Annotated in this window: 22 protein-coding genes, 2 tRNA genes and 2 pseudogenes; 11 read left to right on the top strand and 15 right to left on the bottom strand. The window is 60.8% G+C overall.

The genetic code is table 11. The annotated features are described in order from the left end of the window. Positions 1-318: 318 nt before the first annotated feature. The 5 genes and pseudogenes from RPMA_RS14780 (at position 319) to RPMA_RS14770 (ending at position 3,696) form a co-directional block, all read left to right on the top strand. The gene (locus tag RPMA_RS14780) at positions 319-675 is read left to right on the top strand and encodes a hypothetical protein (RefSeq protein ID WP_211908097.1); all 357 of its coding nucleotides are present in this window, start codon (positions 319-321) and stop codon (positions 673-675) included. Between the two features lie 250 nt (positions 676-925). Further along, positions 926-1,002, top strand: a tRNA-Arg gene (locus tag RPMA_RS14775). Positions 1,003-1,276: 274 nt separating this feature from the next. After that, a complete protein-coding gene (locus RPMA_RS28020) occupies positions 1,277-1,645 on the top strand; it encodes a hypothetical protein (RefSeq protein WP_249225196.1) in 369 nt (122 codons plus the stop codon). Then, positions 1,612-1,689: pseudogene (locus RPMA_RS28570) on the top strand (hypothetical protein); the annotation flags it as partial. The gene RPMA_RS28020 and the pseudogene RPMA_RS28570, both read left to right, overlap by 34 nt. A 33-nt stretch (positions 1,690-1,722) precedes the next feature. After that, on the top strand, positions 1,723-3,696 hold the full coding sequence (locus RPMA_RS14770) for an autotransporter family protein (RefSeq protein ID WP_249225194.1): 1,974 nt from the start codon (positions 1,723-1,725) through the stop codon (positions 3,694-3,696). 60 nt (positions 3,697-3,756) lie between these two features. Here the strand turns inward: RPMA_RS14770 and RPMA_RS14765 are convergent, their stop codons facing one another. Further along, positions 3,757-4,026: a hypothetical protein gene (locus tag RPMA_RS14765; RefSeq protein WP_211908093.1), complete on the bottom strand. Its 270-nt coding sequence runs from the start codon at positions 4,024-4,026 to the stop codon at positions 3,757-3,759. A 175-nt stretch (positions 4,027-4,201) separates the two neighbouring features. Between RPMA_RS14765 and RPMA_RS14760 the strand changes: the two genes are divergently transcribed. Next, positions 4,202-5,086: an FkbM family methyltransferase gene (locus RPMA_RS14760; protein ID WP_211908085.1), complete on the top strand. Its 885-nt coding sequence runs from the start codon at positions 4,202-4,204 to the stop codon at positions 5,084-5,086. Between the two features lie 90 nt (positions 5,087-5,176). Beyond that, positions 5,177-6,148 (top strand): TRAP transporter substrate-binding protein, encoded by a 972-nt coding sequence (locus RPMA_RS14755; protein ID WP_211908083.1) that lies wholly within the window; start codon positions 5,177-5,179, stop codon positions 6,146-6,148. A 4-nt stretch (positions 6,149-6,152) separates the two neighbouring features. On the opposite strand, the gene RPMA_RS14750 is transcribed toward RPMA_RS14755, so the two are convergent. Next, positions 6,153-6,617, bottom strand: a complete 465-nt coding sequence (locus RPMA_RS14750) for an FKBP-type peptidyl-prolyl cis-trans isomerase (RefSeq protein WP_249225193.1) — start codon at positions 6,615-6,617, stop codon at positions 6,153-6,155. A gap of 134 nt (positions 6,618-6,751) precedes the next feature. Further along, a complete protein-coding gene (locus RPMA_RS14745; protein ID WP_211908078.1) occupies positions 6,752-6,949 on the bottom strand; it encodes a hypothetical protein in 198 nt (65 codons plus the stop codon). Positions 6,950-7,336: 387 nt separating this feature from the next. Here RPMA_RS14745 and RPMA_RS14740 point away from each other — a divergent pair, with 387 nt between their 5' ends. Next, entirely contained in the window at positions 7,337-7,684 is a 348-nt protein-coding gene (locus tag RPMA_RS14740; protein ID WP_211908076.1) for a DUF6481 family protein, read from the top strand. 198 nt (positions 7,685-7,882) lie between these two features. Continuing rightward, positions 7,883-8,905, top strand: a complete 1,023-nt coding sequence (gene dctP, locus RPMA_RS14735; protein WP_211908074.1) for a TRAP transporter substrate-binding protein DctP — start codon at positions 7,883-7,885, stop codon at positions 8,903-8,905. 9 nt (positions 8,906-8,914) lie between these two features. Here the strand turns inward: dctP and RPMA_RS14730 are convergent, their stop codons facing one another. The 4 genes from RPMA_RS14730 to RPMA_RS14715 form a co-directional block, all read right to left on the bottom strand. Beyond that, positions 8,915-9,817, bottom strand: a complete 903-nt coding sequence (locus RPMA_RS14730) for a hydroxymethylglutaryl-CoA lyase (RefSeq protein ID WP_211908072.1) — start codon at positions 9,815-9,817, stop codon at positions 8,915-8,917. Between the two features lie 31 nt (positions 9,818-9,848). Beyond that, the gene (locus RPMA_RS14725; protein WP_249225192.1) at positions 9,849-11,846 is read right to left on the bottom strand and encodes an acetyl/propionyl/methylcrotonyl-CoA carboxylase subunit alpha; all 1,998 of its coding nucleotides are present in this window, start codon (positions 11,844-11,846) and stop codon (positions 9,849-9,851) included. 10 nt (positions 11,847-11,856) lie between these two features. After that, positions 11,857-13,461 carry a carboxyl transferase domain-containing protein gene (locus RPMA_RS14720; RefSeq protein WP_211908061.1) on the bottom strand — a complete coding sequence of 535 codons (1,605 nt, stop codon included), beginning with the start codon at positions 13,459-13,461 and terminating at the stop codon, positions 11,857-11,859. A 178-nt stretch (positions 13,462-13,639) separates the two neighbouring features. After that, positions 13,640-13,945, bottom strand: a complete 306-nt coding sequence (locus tag RPMA_RS14715) for an ETC complex I subunit (RefSeq protein WP_211908047.1) — start codon at positions 13,943-13,945, stop codon at positions 13,640-13,642. 229 nt (positions 13,946-14,174) lie between these two features. Here RPMA_RS14715 and RPMA_RS14710 point away from each other — a divergent pair. After that, a pseudogene (locus RPMA_RS14710) lies at positions 14,175-15,355 on the top strand (OpgC domain-containing protein). A gap of 102 nt (positions 15,356-15,457) precedes the next feature. Here the strand turns inward: RPMA_RS14710 and RPMA_RS14705 are convergent. From RPMA_RS14705 to RPMA_RS14680, 6 genes are all read right to left on the bottom strand, one after another. Then, positions 15,458-15,534: transfer RNA gene (locus tag RPMA_RS14705), tRNA-Pro, on the bottom strand. A 61-nt stretch (positions 15,535-15,595) separates the two neighbouring features. Continuing rightward, complete coding sequence (locus RPMA_RS14700) at positions 15,596-16,084, bottom strand: DUF192 domain-containing protein (RefSeq protein WP_211908045.1); 489 nt, start codon at positions 16,082-16,084, stop codon at positions 15,596-15,598. 169 nt (positions 16,085-16,253) lie between these two features. After that, a complete protein-coding gene (locus RPMA_RS14695; protein ID WP_211908043.1) occupies positions 16,254-16,913 on the bottom strand; it encodes a cold-shock protein in 660 nt (219 codons plus the stop codon). 194 nt (positions 16,914-17,107) lie between these two features. Continuing rightward, complete coding sequence (locus RPMA_RS14690; protein WP_211908035.1) at positions 17,108-17,869, bottom strand: SIR2 family NAD-dependent protein deacylase; 762 nt, start codon at positions 17,867-17,869, stop codon at positions 17,108-17,110. Positions 17,870-17,970: 101 nt separating this feature from the next. Further along, complete coding sequence (locus tag RPMA_RS28325) at positions 17,971-18,285, bottom strand: H-NS histone family protein (RefSeq protein ID WP_211908033.1); 315 nt, start codon at positions 18,283-18,285, stop codon at positions 17,971-17,973. A 169-nt stretch (positions 18,286-18,454) separates the two neighbouring features. After that, complete coding sequence (locus RPMA_RS14680) at positions 18,455-18,697, bottom strand: hypothetical protein (protein ID WP_211908025.1); 243 nt, start codon at positions 18,695-18,697, stop codon at positions 18,455-18,457. A 151-nt stretch (positions 18,698-18,848) separates the two neighbouring features. Here RPMA_RS14680 and RPMA_RS14675 point away from each other — a divergent pair, with 151 nt between their 5' ends. Then, the gene (locus RPMA_RS14675) at positions 18,849-19,301 is read left to right on the top strand and encodes a hypothetical protein (RefSeq protein ID WP_211908023.1); all 453 of its coding nucleotides are present in this window, start codon (positions 18,849-18,851) and stop codon (positions 19,299-19,301) included. A gap of 86 nt (positions 19,302-19,387) precedes the next feature. Here RPMA_RS14675 and RPMA_RS14670 read toward each other — a convergent pair whose 3' ends face one another. Together RPMA_RS14670 and RPMA_RS14665 are read right to left on the bottom strand one after the other, a co-directional pair. Continuing rightward, on the bottom strand, positions 19,388-19,591 hold the full coding sequence (locus RPMA_RS14670) for a DUF3606 domain-containing protein (protein WP_211908021.1): 204 nt from the start codon (positions 19,589-19,591) through the stop codon (positions 19,388-19,390). Positions 19,592-19,688: 97 nt separating this feature from the next. Next, on the bottom strand, positions 19,689-19,952 hold the full coding sequence (locus RPMA_RS14665; protein WP_249225191.1) for a DUF6719 family protein: 264 nt from the start codon (positions 19,950-19,952) through the stop codon (positions 19,689-19,691). Positions 19,953-19,996 lie beyond the last annotated feature (44 nt).

The following is a 19,996-nucleotide window of genomic DNA, read 5'->3' as shown; positions in this document are numbered from 1 at the left end:
ATAACGCGACACAACGAATTCACGATTCGAGGCGGTGCGAAAACATACACATGTCTCCGGTGAGGACATGGCTCCGCACCGATTTCAGGGCAAGCCACGACTCCACCGTTTGGTCGCTGTGATTGGTGAATTGGTTCGCATCGCCAGCGCCTAATCACCGGTTTTGATTCAAACCCGAGATGTTAAGACTAAATTCTGATGGCTGGGGACATAGCCCGTCCGGCGGTATCTCGCGCCAGTGTCCAGACGTCAAATGGCGACGTCTGGCGGAAGTACATCGCATCGATGGCGGCCCGCATGATTTCGAGGGCGCATCGCATGATGATCGAACTGCTGATCGCAACGTGTTCTTTGGCGGGTCTGGCGATCGGACTGGTCTTTTCCGTCCGGGCCATTGCCCTGACAACGGTGGCGATGGCGATCTTCGCCGCCAGCATGTCGTGGTCGCAAGATTTTGGGATGCTCGGCGGCATCGCGCTGACGACCGGGTGCCTCGTTGCGTGCCAATTGTCCTATCTGGCCGGGCGGGCTGTCACGAAGCGCTATGGCTTTCCGGATTTGCTAGCCGGCGACGAAATCGACGGCGATCCAGGCGAGCCCAGCCAGCGCAGCGTCGCAAACCAGGATCCCGAGCGCGATCCGCCACCATCCGGGCCCGCGTCGCCGAAGCCGTGAACGCCAGGCGCCCACAACAGGTCGCCGCCATGTCGGCGATCGCCCTCCGACCGCGAGATCGACAGCGGCAAGATGGAAAGATGAGACAACCGTGTCGTTCTGGAGCGTCAAGCGGATCAAGGCGGCACACTTTCTTGCTGATGTCGCGTTCTGCGGTCACATCAGCAAGACGAAGGCCAGACAGAGCAGCTTGTGCCCGTATCGTCGGCGGTCTGTCCAAGCCGGAACGAGGATGGTATGAGGACGCACCGGTCCCATAGCTCAACTGGATAGAGTAGCGGATTTCTACTCCGCGGGTTGCAGGTTCGAGTCCTGCTGGGATCGCCATGTCATCCCCCATCGCCAATCCGAAGGTGTCTGGCGCAAATCCGGCCGCCAGACCGATGGAATGGCCGCTTCATTATGAGCGGTTGCGGCCTGCTTACACGCCCGTTTCACGGGTGCCGCCCCATGAAAAGTCTCGAAATTCAGAAAACTTCAGACTTATTTCAGGACCACAGGAGGCCACCCCCTCTAGGGTCTACCTGAGCTACAGGGGACAACTTACATGCGGGGCACTGGACCACACCGGTCGGGCGGACATTCGTCGGCGTTTCTGACGATGCCGGCTACCGATAGGCGCAGTGCAACCGAATATTCGGGCCGGCTCGCGCGGTGGTGCGTCGGGCTGTTCGTCACTTCGGCGCTGGTCGCTCTCGCGGCACCCGCAGGCGCGACTGACTGGACCGGATCCATATCGAACGACTGGTGGGACGGCGCGAACTGGAGTACCGGAACGCCGCCGGACTCGGCCGTCACGGCCAATATCGATACGACATCGCCAAATGCGGCGGTTCTGAGCGGAAGCTCTGCCTCGGTTGGCGAGTTGAGTGTCGGTGTCTCCGCCACGGGCGCGGTCACTGTTTCCAATACCTCGTTGTTTCGAACGACCTCTATATTGGCCGCAGTGTCGGCTCGGCAGGAATACTGAACGCGACGGGATCGAATACGCGCATATTCGCTGGCCAGAACCTTTACGTCGGCTTTGAAGGCACCGGCATATTGACCGTGGCGAATGGCAGCGTTGTAACAGCGACCGATTTTTACGTAGGTGGCGACTCCGGAGGAAGCCGCGGCGGCACCGGCACCGTGAATATCGGCGCCGCATCGGGTAGCGCGCCGGTCGCGGCAGGTCTGATCAACACCGGCACTTTGCAGTTCGTCAATGCTGGCAACCTGGTGTTCAATCACACCAGCCAGAACTATACTTTCGCCCCGTTGATCACCGGCGACGCGACCGTGACTGTGGAAGCTGGTACAACCATTCTCGCCGCTGCGAATACCTACACGGGCGATACCAATATCAACGGCGGCACGTTGCTGGTGAACGGCGCGACGGATGCGAATGGGCTTGTCTTGGTCAATCCGGGCGGCACGCTCGGCGGCACCGGAAGCGTCGGCGCCGTGTTCCTGGCCGACCACGCGACACTCGCGCCGGGCACACCGAGCACGATCGGCACGCTGACCATCAACGGCGTCCTGATGATGTGCGACTGCAGCTCCTATATCGTGAAGGCGGACAATCTCGGCAATGCCGACAAGGTTCTCGTGAATGGCATCGCTAATCTCGATGGCCTTCTGAAAGTCGCTCCAACGACGTGGATAGGCTCTGCGACAAATTCATTGATCCTGTCTGCAACGGCAGGGGTCGGCGGAGACTTTACGTCCGCAACCAGCCTGCATCCATGGCTGGGACGGGTCGCGGGATGGAACATCATCGGAGACGATGTCTTCCTCACGCTCGACCGCGGCAGTCTCGCCGCCGCCCTGCCCGCCAATGCGCCTGCCAATGCGAAGGCGATCGGCACCGGCATCGAGAATGCCGTTATTGGAGGCGCGACGCCAAATAGCCAGATCATCGGCCTGATGAGGCTGTCGGGCAGCAACCTGGCACAAGCGCTCAATCAGTTGTCCGGGGAAATCGGTGCGGCCCAGCAGCAGATGGGATACAGCGCAGCCAATTACTTCATGAATGCCATGTTCGATCCGTTCGCGATGGGGCGCGATGGCCGCGCCGACAATGGTGCGATGGCCTTTGCCGGCGAAGCTGACGCGATGGCCTACGCGCCGCGCGGATCGCGCGACGCACGCGATGCTTACGCGGCCATGGCCACCAAGGCTCCGCGTGACAACCGGTTCGACCGCTGGAGTGCATGGGGCATGGCCTATGGCGGCAACACCAGTATCTCCGGCAGCACGACAACGGGATCGAGTGACACCATCAGCCGTGTCTATGGTGTTGCAGCTGGCGCCGATTATCTGCTGTCGCGCGACACCGTGCTGGGCATTGCGCTGGGCGGTGGCGGTTCGTCATTCGCGGTGGCGAACGGACTTGGCAGTGGCCGCGCCGAGATGTTTCAGTCCGGCATCTACGGCAAGCACATCATGGGTGCCGCCTATTTCAAAGCTGGACTGTCCTACACGTATCAGGATGTCACGACTGACCGCACGGTCACAGTTGCCGGCACCGATCGTCTGCAAGCCAGTTTCGGCAGCCACATTGTCGGCGGACGCGTCGAGGGCGGCTATCGCTTCATGCGACACGATCTCGGCGTAACGCCCTATGCCGGTTTCCAGGTCACTCATATCAACCTGCCGTCTTATGGCGAAAGCGCTTTGTCCGGTGCAGGCGGCTTCGCCCTGAACCACAGCGCCTCGGCGACCACCATTTCACGCAGCGAACTGGGTGCGCGCTTCGACCGGGCATTCGTAATGGATCGCTCGGTGTTGACCCTGCGGAGCCGCGTGGCCTGGGCGCATGACGAAGGCAATGATGGTGCAGTATCGGCCAGCTTCGCGTCACTACCCGGCGCCTCGTTCACTGTGAATGGCGCCGTGACATCGAAAGACCTCGCACTGTTCAGTGCAGGTGCAGACATGAAATGGAACAACGGATTTTCGCTTGCCGGCTCGTTTGACGGCGAGTTCTCTGACACCAGTCGCGGCTATGGCGGCAGAGCTGTGCTCCGTTACACGTGGTGATCACGACCAATAGCGCGTCCCGCTACGAGACGCGCTATTGCCAATGACATTTGCCAAAAATCAGTTCTTGTCTTCACTGACCTTCGTTGCGGTCTTGATCCCGGCGCTTTCGGTATAAGTCACCGTCACCTTGTCGCCCGCGTGTAGCGACTCCGGCACGGCCTCGCGCAATTTGAAGCGCTCCGGAGCCGGCTGGGCCGTCGATCCCACAGTGCCGCTCGTGGCCTGGCCGACAACGATCTCGTTCGTGGTGCGATCAACGATGGTGACCATCCCGCTAAATGTCTGATCTGCCCAGGCAGCGGTCGTGCCGAGGAGTGCGGTGGCCATCGAGCCGGCCAAGATAAGTCTCGGCAATCTCATGGGTTTCTCCCGTGTTTGAACAGTCGAAGACAAGTTTTCGCGCCGCGGATCGTTCCAGTAATCGAACTCCGCGACGATGTGACACGCAGAATCCCGGCCGCCCCGCGCCCACTGTCGCGCCGTCGAATCGAGGCGGATCTCCGTGAACCAACAAACGACCCATGATGGCCTGACGGCATTGTTGCGACCGGCGCGGCTCACTGAGGTCGTCGATATCGGCGCCAATCCCATCGATGGCGATCCGCCTTACAAGACCATGATGCAGCAGCGGCTTTGCCGAGTGACCGGATTCGATCCGCATCCGGAAGCTATCGCAGCGCTGGCAAAACGTAAGAGCGCGCAAGAAACCTATCTGCCTTATGCAGTGGGCGACGGCGGAGAGCACGTACTCAACATATGCCGTGGCATCGGCTTCGCCAGCCTGTTGCAACCGCATGCCAAGACGCTGACACATTTTCCGAATTTTTCCGAGCTTGGCCGTGTAATCAATCATCTGGCGCTGAGGACGAAGCGGCTCGACGAGATCGATGAAATTCCGGCGTTCGATCTGCTCAAGATCGACATTCAGGGCGGCGAACTGGCCGTCTTTCAGAATGGCCGTCGCAAGCTTGCCGCAGCAGTGGCTATTCAGACCGAAGTTTCCTTCGTGCCTCTTTATGAGAAGCAGCCGGTTTTCGGTGATATCGATCTCGAACTGCGTAGCCTCGGCTTCGTGCCGCACATGTTTGCAGCCATCAACAAGCGCATGATCGCTCCGATGCTCGGTGCGGATCCCGCGGCGGCGATCAACCAGCTCGTCGAGGCTGATGTGGTTTATGTCCGCAATTTCGTCGAGGCGGATACGATGCAGAGCGAGCAGCTCAAGCACCTCGCGCTGATCGCGCATCATTGCTACGGCTCGTTCGATCTCGCGCTCAACTGCGTCCACCATCTGACCAGCCGCGGCGAAATTCCACCAGACAGCAAGAACCGCTATGTGGGGCTGCTGCAGGCCCAGCGACCGAAGGTGGCAGGCGCAAGGCTTTAAACGCCGCGCGAGACGACATATGATCCAGCCGCTGGCGCGCTTGAAGCATCACTGTCATCGCCGGCCCCTCGGACAGTTCGCAGGTCGATCATGTTTTCCCGGCGCCGCCTCATCCTGACCGCAGGTCTCGTCATGGCCTGCCCGGCCGTGTTGCGCGCTGCACCACAGAAACTGCGCTTGGCGCACGGATTGCCGACCACGCACCCGGTCCATCCTGCGATGCAGCATTTTGCCGACCTTGCCCGCGAACGCTCGCAGGGGGAGCTCGATATCGCGCTATTCGCAGACGGTCAGTTGGGACAGGAGAGCGACCTGATCTCGCAGGTTCAGGCCGGAAAGCTCGATTTCCTGAAAGTAAGCGGCAGCCTGCTGGAGCGGTTTCATCCGGCCTACAAGGTGCTCAACCTGCCGTTCACGCTGCGCGATCGTGCACACTGGCTCCGGGTCACCAATTCGGACGTTGGCCGCGACATCCTTGCGACCACGACATCATCCGGACTGGTCGGCCTGACCTATTACGATGCCGGCGCGCGCAGCTTCTACGGTCGCAAGCCGATCAATCATCCCGACGATCTCAAAGGCATGAAGATCCGGATCCAGCCCTCCGTGACAATGACCCGGCTGCTGGAACTATTCGGCGCCGAGGGCGTCGAGCTTGCCTGGAGCAATGTCTATGTGGCGTTGAAATCGGGCGTTGTCGACGGTGCCGAGAACAGCGTCGTGGCGCTCATCGTCGGCCGGCATGGCGAGGTCGCAACGCATTACTCGTTCGATGAACACACCATGATCCCTGACGTGCTTCTCGTCGGCACCGAACGGATGAAGAGCTTCACGCCGCGTCAGCGCGAGATTTTGCAGGAAGCCGCGACAGCCTCGTATCACCACATGAACAAACTGTGGGACGCGTTCGAAACCAAGGCGCGCGCCGATGTGCAGCAGATGGGCGTGACATTTGTCCGCCCGGACAAGGAGCCCTTCATCGCGAAAGCGGCTCCCCTCGCCGACCTTTATGCCGGCGAGGAAGCTTCCCGCACATTATTGCGCAGGATCGCACAGGCCTGACGGCTTACTTGACGCCGAGCAGTTCGACTTCGAACACCAGCGTGGCATTCGGCGGAATCACGCCGCCAGCGCCGCGGGCGCCATAGCCCATCTCCGGCGGAATGATCAGCGTGCGCTTGCCGCCGACCTTCATCGTGGCAACGCCTTCGTCCCATCCCTTGATCACGCGTCCAGCACCGATCGGGAATTCAAACGGCTCGTTGCGATCGACCGACGAGTCGAACTTCTTGCCCTTGACGCCATTCTCATACAGCCAGCCGGTATAGTGCATGACGCAGGTCTGGCCGCGGGTCGGCGTTGCGCCGGTGCCGACTTTGGTGTCTTCGATCTTGAGGCCTGAAGCTGTGGTCATGACTTTTCCTGCGGCTTGCGCCATGGCTGGAGATTGCGAGACATCGGAGAGCGTCGAGATTGTGGCTGCGCCGAGAGCAAGGGCCGACACTGCGACCGCGCGTCGAAAGTTTCTCATATTATGTCCTGCAACGATGGGAGGGACGAGGCCCAAACCTATGCCCCGCCGACCTGCCTTGATGCAAGGCCTGCCCTGAAGTAAGGCCTGCTCCGAAGTAAGGCCCGGCCGGCTGGCCCTAAAAGACAAATCGCCTATTCGGCTACGGTCGCTCGCCCGGCGACATATCCCTTGTAGTTCTGGAGCAGTTTTGAAGCCAGAACAGCAGCATCCGGGGTGGAAGAGCGACCATGTTCGCGCGAATCCGCCAAGCCGCGCCGCGTTTGCTCGTCACTGGCCGTGGGCCATTTGAAGGTGAAGGTGCGGATGACGCGATCGATGGTTGTTTGCATGAAGAACTCCCGATGGGATGAAAACCCTGCGTCGCTCGTAAAGTTCCTGATCAGTCGGCCGAGGCCCCTGGCGGGTTCAGCATCCGCCCGGTTTGCGGCCGGATGGCGGCCGACACTCAATCAATTGGACCCTGACTCGTCGCGAATTACGGTCCGTCAGGACGAGGCTCCAAGCTCGATCGGCACCGGTCGAGGCCATCTGGGCGGTACTCCGACGTCCCAGGCGCCACATGTTCGCTTCGCATTGCTGGAATTCGTCAGATTCTTGATGCGTGTGCGGTGTCCACCATGTAAACCGCTGCGGTGTTTCGGCCGGTCCGGCGTGCGCCCGACATGTGGTCGAACCCATCCAACAACCCCTAAAGAGAAAGTGACAAGGGCTCGTTCATGAGCGGATTCAAATCCCCCAGCTTCGCTGATCGTCAGAAGGCCGCGCAGCAGTCGCGCCAGAACATTCTGGCCAAGTTCAAGGCGCAGCCAAGCCCTGACGATCCGGCCGTTCAGGCCCGCGCTGCCGAACGCGCAGCCATCGCAGCGGCTCGGGAACAGAGCAAAATCGCACGTGAAGCCGAAAAGGCCGCTCAGAAGGCCCGCGAAGCCGAGGAAGCTGCGCGCGAGATCGAGCGGATCGCCCGCGAGAAGGAAGAGGCCGAAATCGCGGCACGCGAACTCGAGGCCCAGCAAAAAGCTGCACGCGACGCACGTTACGCCGCTCGCAAGGCGCGGAAGAAATAACAACCACCACGTCAGGCTGTGCAATCGTGGCGCTCTGCAGAATACCCGGCAGTGGCCACGGCTGCGCATGCTGAACATCCATTGCCAGACGCGCGGTTTTGTCTGACAAAGCGCGCTGGCGCATACGGAACACCGCGGCAGCGGATGAACACGGTCGCGCAAGAACGACCGGCTAATTCCCCAATCGGGAGCGACACCATGTTCACCCGCCGCCACATCCTCGCTTCTGCGCTCGCAGCACCGGCCGTTCTGACATTCCAGCCGGGGTCAGCTCACGCCGCAACGCGGCTCAAAATCTCTCATCAATTTCCAGGTGGAACCGTCGATCAGGGCGATTTTCGTGATCGACTGGTGCGGAAGTTCGCCGTGGAGATCGCCGCGCGGAGCCACGGGGAACTGACGGCAGACGTGTATCCGAATGCATCCTTGTTCGACGCCACCGCCCAGTTTGCCGCGATGCGACGCGGCGCGCTCGACCTCAGCCTGTATCCCCTGCCCTATGCCGGGACGATCTTGCCCGAACTGAATATCGGGATGATGCCTGGTCTCGTTTCGACCTACGATCAGGGCTTGCGCTGGCGGACATCCCCTATCGGCAAGGCGCTCGCAGATTTTCTCGCTGACAAGGGCGTCGTGCTGCTCAGTTGGGTCTGGCAGGCCGGCGGTGTCGCCAGCCGTGCACGCCCGTTGGTCGCTCCCGAAGATGCCAAGGGTCTCAAGGTCCGCGGCGGCTCGCGGGAGATGAACATGGTGCTGCAGATGGCCGGCGCCACGGTGCTGTCGATGCCGTCCAACGAGATCTATTCTGCGATGGAAAGCGGTGCCTGTGATGCGGGCATTACCTCATCGACCAGCTTGATCTCATTCGGGCTTGCGCGCGTCGCGAAGCATCTCACGTCAGGCGCAGGGGCATCCTACTGGTTCATGCTCGAACCGCTGATGATGTCGCGAACCGTCTTCGACAAGCTGCCCAGAGCGCATCAGGACATCCTGATGTCGGTCGGCCACGACCTGGAAGCCTTCGGCCGCAAGGGCGCGCAGGACGACGATATCGAGGTCGCCAAGATCTATGAAACGGCTGGCGCGCAGACGACACGGCTGGATGTCGCAACTGTCGGCAAATGGCGGGACATCGCGCGCGACACGGCGTGGAAGGACTACAGCGCGAGATCTGCGCTATCGGCGAACCTTCTCAAACTTGCGAACGAAGTGCCGTCATAGCCAAGTCCGTCAGCGAGCTTTTGCTTTTGCATTCAATGCTGACGCCACGCGGCTGACAGGCGGACGCCCGATGACCTGGCTGATCTGGTTGGTTGCGGCCAGCAACTTCTCCATATCGACACCGGTCGCGATCCCCATGCCTTCGAGCATGTAGACGACGTCCTCCGTGCCGACATTGCCCGTCGCACCCGGCGCATAAGGGCAACCACCAAGGCCGCCTGCGGCGCTGTCAATGACCGTGCAGCCTTCTTCGAGACCGGCATAGATATTGGCGAGCGCCTGGCCATAGGTGTCGTGAAAATGCATCGCCAGCTGGTCCATCGGAACGACGCCCGAAACCGCGCGAAGCAGTTCGCGCGCCTTGGACGGGGTGCCGACGCCGATGGTGTCGCCGAGCGAGACCTCGTAGCAGCCGAGATCCGAGAGCGTCTTGGCGACATCGACGACGGCCTTTGGCGCGACGTCGCCGTCATAGGGGCAGCCCAGCACACAGGAAATGTAGCCGCGCACCTTGATGCCATCGGCCTTGGCGCGTTCGATCACCGGCTTGAACCGCTCGATGGATTCCGCGACCGTGCAATTGATGTTGGCGCGTGAAAAGCCTTCGGACGCCGACGCGAACACCGCAATGACCTTGGCGCCGACAGCCCTCGCGCCTTCATAGCCCTTCTCGTTCGGCACGAGGACGTGGAATTCACCGGGCAGATCGCTGACGCCGCGAAACACCTCGTCCGAGCCTTGCATTTTCGGCACGGCCTTGGGCGAGACGAAGGAGCCGACCTCGATCGTGTGCAGCCCCGCTGCGAACAGGCCACGCGAGAAAGCAATGCGATCGGCGACGCTGACCTGTGCCTTTTCGTTCTGCAGGCCGTCACGCGGGCCGACTTCGATGATCCGAACCTGATCGCTCATTGCATTCCAATCTTACGTAGAGGCGGAGAGATCAGGCACTCGGCTCGATTTCAGCCAGTTCAGCGCCTTCTCCGACGACATCGCCGACCTTGCATTTAATCTGCTTGAGCACGCCCGCAAAGGGGGCGCGCAAGGTCTGCTCCATCTTCATCACTTCCAGCGTCAGGATGGCCGCGCCCTTCTCGAGCGTTGCGCCCTCCTCGGCCAGCAACGCCACAACCGTGCCGGGCAGCGGCGCGACAATCTTGTCCTCGCCGTCGGCTTCCTCATCGTCACCGCCGAATGGATCGACCCAATGCAGATCGAAGCGGCCGTTGCGGGTCCGCACATAGAGTTCATGGCCCTCGACGATGCCGGTGATGCGCGACCGAACGCCGTCGAGCGTGAGATCAATCGCACCGTCGCTTGCCGGCGTTGCGGAATAGACCAGCTCGCGATCCCCAATGGTGATCAGCGAGGCGCCACTGCCATAGCGCAACATCACCGGCCACTCATCCTGCCCGCGCTTGAACTTAAACAACCGGCTGCGTCGTCCGACCGGCATCCAGCCGGCGGTCTGCCAAGGCGATCGTTCTTTACTCTGTTCGGCGGCTTGCTCGCTGGCGATGATCGCAGCAATCGCAGCCGCCAATTCGAGATCGCCGATGGCGCTGTCGCTCGTGGTCAACGCGCTCAGCTCGCGCTCGATGAAACCCGTCGTGACCTTGTTGGCCCGCACGTCGGGATGCGTGACCAATTTTGACAGGAACGCCGTGTTGGTGACGATGCCGCGAATGTCGGTCTCATCAAGCGCACGGCCGAGCGCATCGATGGCGGTCGCCCGCGTCGGCGCCCAGGTGATGACCTTGGCCAGCATGGCGTCGTAATTCGGCGACACCATATCGCCCGCGCGATAGCCGGCGTCGATGCGTAAACCGCCGATATCCGACGCCATTCGCCAGGCGCTGATGCGGCCGACCGATGGCATGAAGTTCTTGTCCGGGTTTTCTGCATAGACCCGCGCTTCGATGGCGTGGCCGTTCAGCTTGATCTGGCCCTGCGTCAGCGGCAGCGTTTCGCCAAAAGCGACACGCAGCTGCCATTCGACGAGATCGACGCCCGTGATCAATTCGGTGACGGGATGCTCGACCTGCAGACGCGTGTTCATCTCGATAAAGAACACGTCCTTGCCATCGGACACGAATTCGATGGTGCCAGCACCGACGTAATTCACGGCGCCGGCGGCCTTACGGGCAGCCGTACAGACAGCTTCACGCTGCGAGTCGTTCAGCGTCGGTGACGGCGCCTCTTCGATCACCTTTTGATGCCGGCGCTGCAGCGTGCATTCGCGCTCGAACAGCGAGAGCAGATTGCCGTGGCTGTCGCCGATCACCTGCACTTCGATATGGCGGGGATTATCGACATACTTTTCGATCAGCATGCGATCGTCGCCGAACGCCGCCTTGGCTTCGCGCTTGGCGCTGACAATGGCTGGCGCAAGCTCGTCCGCCGATCGCACCACACGCATGCCACGACCGCCGCCGCCGGCCGATGCCTTCACCAGAACGGGGTAGCCGATCTTGTTGGTGGCATTCGACAGCGTGGCGTCGTCCTGTGCATCGCCGTGATAGCCGGGCACCAGCGGCACGCCCGCCTTTTCCATCAGCGCCTTGGAGCCCGATTTCGAGCCCATGGCCGTGATCATGTCGGCGGTGGGGCCGACAAAGACCAGGCCGGCATCGGCGCAAGCCTGCGCGAATTCAGCGCTCTCGGACAGAAAGCCATAGCCCGGATGGATCGCCTCGGCGCCACTGCTTTTCGCAGCAGCCAGAATGCGCGGGATGCTGAGGTAGCTGTCGCTCGCACGCGCCGGGCCGATCAGCACGGCCTCATCGGCTTCGGCCACATGCAGCGCGTCAGCATCGGCCTCGGAATACACGGCAACGGTGCGCAGGCCCATGGCCCGCGCGGTGCGGATCACACGGCAGGCGATTTCACCGCGATTGGCGATGAGGAGTGTGCGGAAGCGGCGATAGATTGCATTGGCCATGATCGTCGCCTCACATCCTGAACAGGCCAAAGCGCGTCTGCTCGACAGGCGCATTGGCAGAGGCGGACAGGCCGAGACCGAGCACGAGGCGCGTATCGGCGGGATCGATCACACCGTCATCCCAGAGCCGCGCGGTCGCGTGGTACGGACTGCCTTGCGTCTCGAATTGATCGCGGGTCGGCTTGCGAAAGGCTTCTTCTTCCTCGGTGGACCAGGTGCCGCCTTTGGCCTCGATATTGTCGCGGCGAAGCTGGCTCAGCACCATCGCGGCCTGCTCGCCGCCCATCACCGAAATACGGGCATTCGGCCACATCCACAGGAAGCGCGGGCTATAGGCGCGGCCGCACATGCCGTAATTGCCAGCGCCATAGGAGCCGCCGACGACGACCGTGAATTTCGGCACGGCAGCCGTGGCGACCGCCGTGACGAGCTTGGCGCCGTCGCGTGCGATGCCGCCGGCCTCGTATTTCTTGCCGACCATGAAGCCGGTGATGTTCTGCAGGAACACCAGCGGGATGTTGCGCTGGCAACAGAGTTCGATGAAGTGGGCGCCCTTCAGCGAGCTTTCACTGAACAGGATGCCGTTATTTGCAATGATGCCGACCGGAAAACCCCAGATATGCGCGAAGCCACAGATCAGCGTCGTGCCGTAGAGCTTCTTGAACTCATCGAATTCCGAGCCGTCGACAATGCGCGCGATGATGTCGTGCATATCGAACGGTTTGCGCTGATCGGCGGGAATGACGCCGTAGAGTTCTTCGGCTGCATAAAGCGGATCGCGGACAGGCTGAAGATTCCAGGCCGCACGTTGCGTCGGCTTGAACGTCGCCGCGATTTTTCGCGCGATGCCGATCGCATGGGCGTCGTTCTGCGCGTAGTGATCGGTGACGCCGGATTGCCGCGAATGCACGTCGGCACCGCCGAGTTCCTCGGCCGACACCACCTCGCCCGTCGCTGCCTTCACCAGCGGCGGACCGCCAAGGAAGATCGTGCCCTGATTGCGCACGATGATGCTCTCGTCCGACATCGCCGGCACATAGGCGCCACCCGCGGTGCACGATCCCATCACCACGGCGATTTGCGGAATGCCCTGCGCCGACATCTGTGCCTGATTGTAGAAGATGCGGCCGAAATGGCGTTCGTCGGGAAACAGGTCGTCCTGCAGCGGCAGGAAGGCGCCGCCGGAATCGACCATATAGATGCAGGGAAGATTGTTCTGTCGCGCGATATCCTGCGCGCGCAGATGCTTCTTCACGGTCATCGGATAATAGGTGCCGCCCTTGATGGTCGCGTCATTGGCGATGATCATGCATTCGCGGCCGGACACCCGGCCGATGCCGGTGATGATGCTGGCGGAATGCACATCGCCGCCATAGAGGCCGTTGGCAGCCAGCGGCGACAATTCGAGAAAGGCCGTGCCGGGATCGATCAGGAGATCGACGCGCTCGCGGGCCAGCATCTTGCCGCGCGCGGTATGCTTGGCGCGGGCGGCCTCACCGCCGCCGGCCGCCACGGCACCGAGCTTGTCCTTGAGCTCGGCGACCTGCGCCTGCATTGCCTCGATGTTTCGTTTGAATTCAGCCGAATTGGTATCGAGCGTTGAGCGAAGGGCCATCGGCTCCCGTTTCCTGCAAATCCGTTTCTTGTTTTGCCCGGCCCTCTGGACGGGGCGTGGGATGGTCTCATTGCGCGGCAGACCCGCGCAACCCTAACTTTTGGCTGTTCTCAAAGCTATAGGATGGGTAAAGCGCAGCGTGCCCACCATATAAATGTCGAGCACGCGACAATTCCGGTCAGTGCGACCACGGCTCCTGACGGCCAAAAGCAAAATTGTCGGAATAGGCGACCTTGCGCTCGATCCGCCCCTTGGGCTCGATTACCTGATAGGCAATGCCTTCACGCTCGCAGTAAGCGACAGCATCTTCCTTGGTGTCGAAATGCAGCGAAAGCTGCTGCTTCATGTCGGTGGACGAGGTCCAGCCCATCAGCGGTTCGATCACCCGCGCCTGCTCCGGCTCGTAATCGAGCTGCCAATCCCGGGTTTTGGCCATGCCGGACTGCATGGCGTTCTTGGCGGCCTTGAAGATACGTGCGGTCATGGCTTGCAACGGCTTTCGAAGATGCGACACTGCGACAATTTGGTGAAAACGACGTCGCTGATATATCCACGTGTCACGAACGATATATTGGCGATTCCGTCGTTCAACGGCTTCTAATGTGTATATTCGGTCCCCGGCACCGTGACAATCGGGGCCTGAAACTGCCTATTTGACCTCAGCTTTTCGCGTCTCCCACGGCTTCTCCCATCCGGTTTACGAAGCGGTCCCCATGGAAATCCACGCCACCCTCCCCCCAAAGGCCGAGACCTGCGGCTGGACCTGTTCCGTGGCATCGCCAATTGGGCGATCTTCCTCGATCACATCCCCGACAATGTGGTGAACTGGGTCACCACCCGGAACTACGGCTTTTCGGACGCAGCCGACCTGTTCGTCTTCATCTCCGGCTATACGGCGTCCTTTGTCTACGCCAAGATGATGCTGGAGCGCGGCTTCATCGTCGGCGCCACGCGGTTGACCAAGCGCGTGTGGCAGCTCTACGTCGCCCATGTCATCCTGTTCGTGATCTATATCGCCGCCATCGGTTGGGTGGCGCAGCGCTACAACGACCCCGACATTATCAACGAGTTCAACGTCGCGGGGCTGGTCGATAATCCGATCCAGACCCTGACCAACGGCCTGCTGCTCAAGTTCAAGCCGCTGAATCTCGACGTGCTGCCGCTCTACATCGTCCTGATGGGCTTTTTCCCGCCGGTGCTGTGGATGATGCTGCGCAAGCCGGATCTCACGATGCTGGCCTCGCTGGCGCTGTATTTCGCCGCCCGCCAGTTCGGCTGGAATCTGCCGGCCTATCCCTACGGCACCTGGTACTTCAACCCGTTCACCTGGCAGCTGCTGTTCGTGTTCGGCGCCTGGTTTGCGCTGGGCGGCGCGCTGGAATCGCGCTCGGTGATCCGATCGAAAGTGCTGCTCTATTTCGGCATCGTCTATTTGCTGTTCTCGCTCGTCATGACCATGGCCGGACGCTTCCCGGATTATGGCCACATGATCATGCCGGAATGGCTGTTCGATGCCTTCAACCCGAACGACAAGACCAATCTCGCGCCCTATCGCGTGCTGCATTTCGTGATCATCGCCTTCTTCGTCACCCGCTTCGTGCCGAAGGAATGGAAGGGTCTGGAATGGCCCGTGTTCCGCCCGCTGATCAAATGCGGCCAGCAGTCACTCGCGGTCTTCTGCGTGGGTGTGTTCTTGTCTTTTGTCGGCCACTTCCAGCTGATGATGTCGTCGGGCTCGTTCCTGGCACAGCTGTTCGTCAGCGTCGGCGGCATCGCCATTATGACCTGCGTGGCCTATTACATCTCGTGGTCGAAGAAGCAGGACAAGCCGCTTCCGAAGCCGGCCCCGGCGGCGAGCAAGCCGGCCGACACAACTGGGAACAGCGCAGAGTAAGACCTCGATACGGCGGAACCGGTTCACAGACGCCGAAACGCCCGCGTCGCCGGATGAAATGGGCGAGCGGCTGAAATTCTTTTTGATTTCAAAGGGATAGATTGGTCGGGGCACAAAGATTCGAACTTTGGACCTGCGGTACCCAAAACCGCCGCGCTACCAGGCTGCGCTATACCCCGCCAATGTGACGTCGATACACCGTTCGGTGCGAGGCAGCAAGGCTGCAGGCACCTGTTTTCCCTATCGCTTCTTGAACATCGGATGCACGACCTGATCTCCAGGCGCGATCCCCTGCTTTCGCGCAGTGCCCGCAATCACCTCAAGAACGGCCTTGGCAGGTCCGCCAGACGAAATGATGCGGGTCGAATGTGGCTCGGTGCTCTCCGCAATGCGGGTCACGCGACCATCGGCTCCGATGAAGATCATGTCGAGCGAGATGAAGGTATTCTTCATCCACATCGAGATGGTCTGCTCGGGGGTGAAGTCGAACAGCATGCCGCGGCCGTCCGGCAGCTCCTTGCGATACATCAGTCCGGTCGCCCGCTCCTCGTCGGTCTTGGCGATCTCGACCGAGAACATTTTCACGCCGGACTTGGTCGCGATTTCCAGCGGCTGGAACTCGGCGGCACGTGCCTCATATGACAGCGAAGCCAGGCCAACGAGCAGAGCGAGCAGCCAGACACGACCTGCAAAAGCAAAACGGCGGTGATGGTAAGAAAAGTGACTCATCAACAATCATCCAGGAGCGACCAGGCGGATGCGCCGGGCGCGCGAACCTAGCCTGCCGAGGCCGGCCAAAGCCAGACCCGTGATCAGCAAAGCCGCGTGATGATGAGGAATATCGACAAGTCACCTGTGGCCGCAGATTGGCCCGCGACAGATGTCAACGATCGTCGCCTTAGTGCGAGGACAATCCCGGCGCGCCACCCTCAGGGTGAATCTCGGCCGCCATCATGCCCTTCGAGCCCGGCCCGAAACGCACCATCACATACTGGCCGGGGCGAAGTTCGGTCATGCCGAAGCGGCGCAGCGTTTCCATATGCACGAAAATGTCGGGGCAGCCTTCGCCGCAGCTCAGGAAGCCAAAGCCGCGAAGACGGTTGAACCACTTCACCTGTGCGCGTTCGAGGCCGCTGGTCGGCGTGACCGTGACGTGGGTGCGCGGCGGCAGCATCTGGGCCGGGTGGATCGCGGTCGACTCATCCATCGAGACGACGCGGAAAGCCTGATAGCCCTTGGAACGCTGCAGGCACTCGACAACCACGCGAGCGCCTTCATAGGCGGTCTGGAAGCCGTCACGGCGCAGCACGGTGACATGCAGCAGCACATCAGCGGCGCCATTATCCGGGATGATAAAGCCATAACCCTTAGAGGCGTCGAACCATTTGATGACGCCACGGATCTCGACGAGATCAGCTGCAGAACCCTCGCCTGCCCCCGCAAACGGATCGATAGAACTGCGCTGCGCGTTACCTGGGTTCTCGCCTGTCGGCCGGGAAACTCCCGCACCTGGCATCAAACCTCCCAAACGCTTGGACTCAAATGCGTCCGACCCCATGGCCCCGGATCCCACTATCAATTGCGCTGCCAGCCCTGACGGCGCTATCTCACATGCCTCATCGATGCGGTTGCACGATGTGCGGTGCGAATCTCTTGCGATTCGAGGATAACACCGACGACTGTTCAGCAAAGACTAAAAACGAACACAGTGCGAGCTATGAACAGCTTGCGCTAAAACGAATCAGCTTCACATCAGTTTCGAACGAATGGTCCGAGCGTTTGGCCGATATCGTGACGAATGACAAGGTCGGCATGCACGTCATGCTCAGTTGGTTCGTTGTTGATGATCACAAGTCGCGCACCTGCATGCTTTGCCATGACGGGAAAGCCTGCAGCAGGCCATACGACGAGTGATGATCCGATGGCGATGAAGAGGTCGCAATGCTGCGACAATTCGGCTGCACGCTGCATTTCATCTTCAGGCATTGCCTGACCGAATGAGATTGTCGCAGTCTTCACGGGCTCACCGCATGCACTGCAATCGGGCCCGCGCTGTTGGGGCTCGAAGCGCGTCTTCACCCATCCAAGATCATATGCAGTGCCGCAACCGATGCACCGTGCATATGTCGTGTTGCCATGCAGTTCGATCACATCGCCTGCAGCGAAACCGGATGCCTGATGCAGGTTGTCGATGTTCTGCGTGATGATCGCAGGAATCTTTCCTGCTCTATAGAGCGACGCCAATGCGCGATGGCCGCGTCCGGGTTTCGCGGCAGCGAAGGTTTCCTCCATCGCGAATCGACGCCGCCAGGATTCATCGCGTGCATCCTGACTCGCAACGAACTCATCGAATGGGATCGGCCGGTTGCGTGTCCACAGGCCACCTGGCGAACGGAAATCAGGAATGCCCGTTTCCGTTGAAATGCCCGCTCCGGTGAACGGGACAATGACTTTCGCTTCGGCGATGAATTCGCCCAACTGATCCACGCCGCTCTGAAGGCTCGCTGCAATCATCGTCGCATCCCGATAGACTGTTGTACGGGATGCAGGTTGCCGCAATCAGACGCGAACGTCATGCCTTGAGTGCTGATGAACCATCACGATCTCGAACAGTTCTATTTCGTTCGCGACCGAGACCCCTTCGCAGCATTGTCGATCAGAAATTCTTCGCGGTTGCGTCCAGCAGCAATTTCCTTCGCAAGCCAGCCCGCGACACCGCCCCGCCCGGTCCAGGTTTCGCCCGTCTTGGGATGGCGATATTTTGGAGCGATCTTCACGCCGCGGGTTGGCCCGCCCCTTCCGTTCACTGTGCCGATCTGAGCGAGCTGCGCTTGCAGCTCGTCGCGATGTGCGAGCAGCTGCTTGTCGATATCCTCGCGCAAGGCGAGCAATTGCGGAACCGAGAGAGACTTGAGGTCAGGCGTATACATTACGCACTCCGATACAAAACGCGCGTGCTCCTGTCGGTGATGCATAAAAACATGCATTGGGCACGATCATCTAAAACAATTAAATCGAATTAGAGTGGTGCTAACGCACCGCTCATTATCAAGCGACTGAGAGCCGCACCGGCTCGCAGTTATCAGTTGTATCCGGAGGTCAGGCTGCTCGCGACACGTCGGACGCCGTATTGTCCGATTTGGCGGCCTCATCCTTTTTTGTCTTAGCCACCGGTGTAGCCTGAGACTTCTTCACGACCTTCCCGTATTGCGCGAGTTTGTCGAGTTCCGCTTCGAGTTCGGCCTGTCGGGCGGCGACTTTCTCGGCCAGTTTGTCGGTGGCCTGGTCACGCAAGGCTGCAAGCTGCTCGATGCTCAACGAATCCAGATCGATTGTCGTCATGGAATTCTCCCGTTTCGTCCGAACTAGCGAGATCACAAGCGCGCCGCAAGCGTATCACGCGCCTCATCCACTGAACTCGACTGCATCTTGGTAAGGTTGACGCCCGATTGTGGCTGCGACGACAATCGTTCCAGGGTAGAGGAAACGCGTCATGGCATCTTGGAAAGAAGAGCGTGACCGGTTGGTGGCACAGACACTTGCATTCGTGCAGCAGGTCACTGCCGCGCATCCGGCCGCAGCACAAAAACTGGGACTTCACTCTGCGCGAGATCCGCTCACACCGGAGCCGGACGCAGAGCTGATCGACGTTGCAACGCCCGGCGCTTCATCTGCATCGCCTGCCGAGATCGACGAGGTGACAGTGCAAGACCTCGCGACCGGTCAGCCCAACGAAATTCCCGCCGCACAAACGATCCTGGCGTCACTGACAGGCCACGCCTCCATCTACACCTCGGCATCTGAGCGCACGGATATCGGCAAGCGCGTGGCGGCGTTCAAGGCCAGGCAGGCCCAGCTGCAACATGAGCGCGGTGCCTATTACGACCACATGCAGGCGCGCATTCGCGCGTCGCTGCGGAACGAATCCGATCCCGAAAGATTGTGAAGACGGAGCAACTTCCCCGATGCTCCTATTTCAGGAAGCCCCGTCCTCCCCGGCGGGGCTTTCGCCTTTTTGGCCGGGTACGACGGTCACTTGCCCAGATGGCGCCTGATGGCAGCCACGGACGGGCCGACAGCCTCGATGGCCGCATTGAGATCGTCGGAGGACACGCTCAGCCGATACGCCCAGTAATTGCGCTGGGTCTCGTCCTCGGGATTGATCTTGGCAGCCGGCCGGACACCGCTTTCGGTGTCCGCCGCGAGAACCGTCGCTACTGGGACGAGCCTGATCATGGACCGAGGCTATCACCCCTTGCGCGCTGCCCAAGCGGAGCTTGGCCAAAGCCTTAACGGGTGATTGCCCCGATCGCGGACATCGGAGGCTGTCGCTTTACTGGATGATGAAGCCGAGCGACGCCTGCGTGTCGCCGAGAGCCACGCAGGTCTTTTTTCGTCGCAGGCCACGAATGGAGCCTGTGACCTTCAAAACCTTCCCCGCCGAGCAGGATCCGTCATAGACCAGCGCGCTTTCATATGGCGCGAGGATCAGCGGTTCCGATGTCCTGATGGATTGGGCGTCACAAGATGACGCGAAGGTCATGGCGGCAGCCGCCGTGACCAGAATTCCGGACAAAAGCGATAGACCAATACGCATTACGATCCCCGACGCCCAAACACCAGATACCAGTCCGCAGGGTA

It is taken from the genome of Tardiphaga alba, assembly GCF_018279705.1.
Lineage (GTDB): Bacteria > Pseudomonadota > Alphaproteobacteria > Rhizobiales > Xanthobacteraceae > Tardiphaga > Tardiphaga alba.
This window is presented reverse-complemented; position numbering and strand designations above follow the sequence as displayed.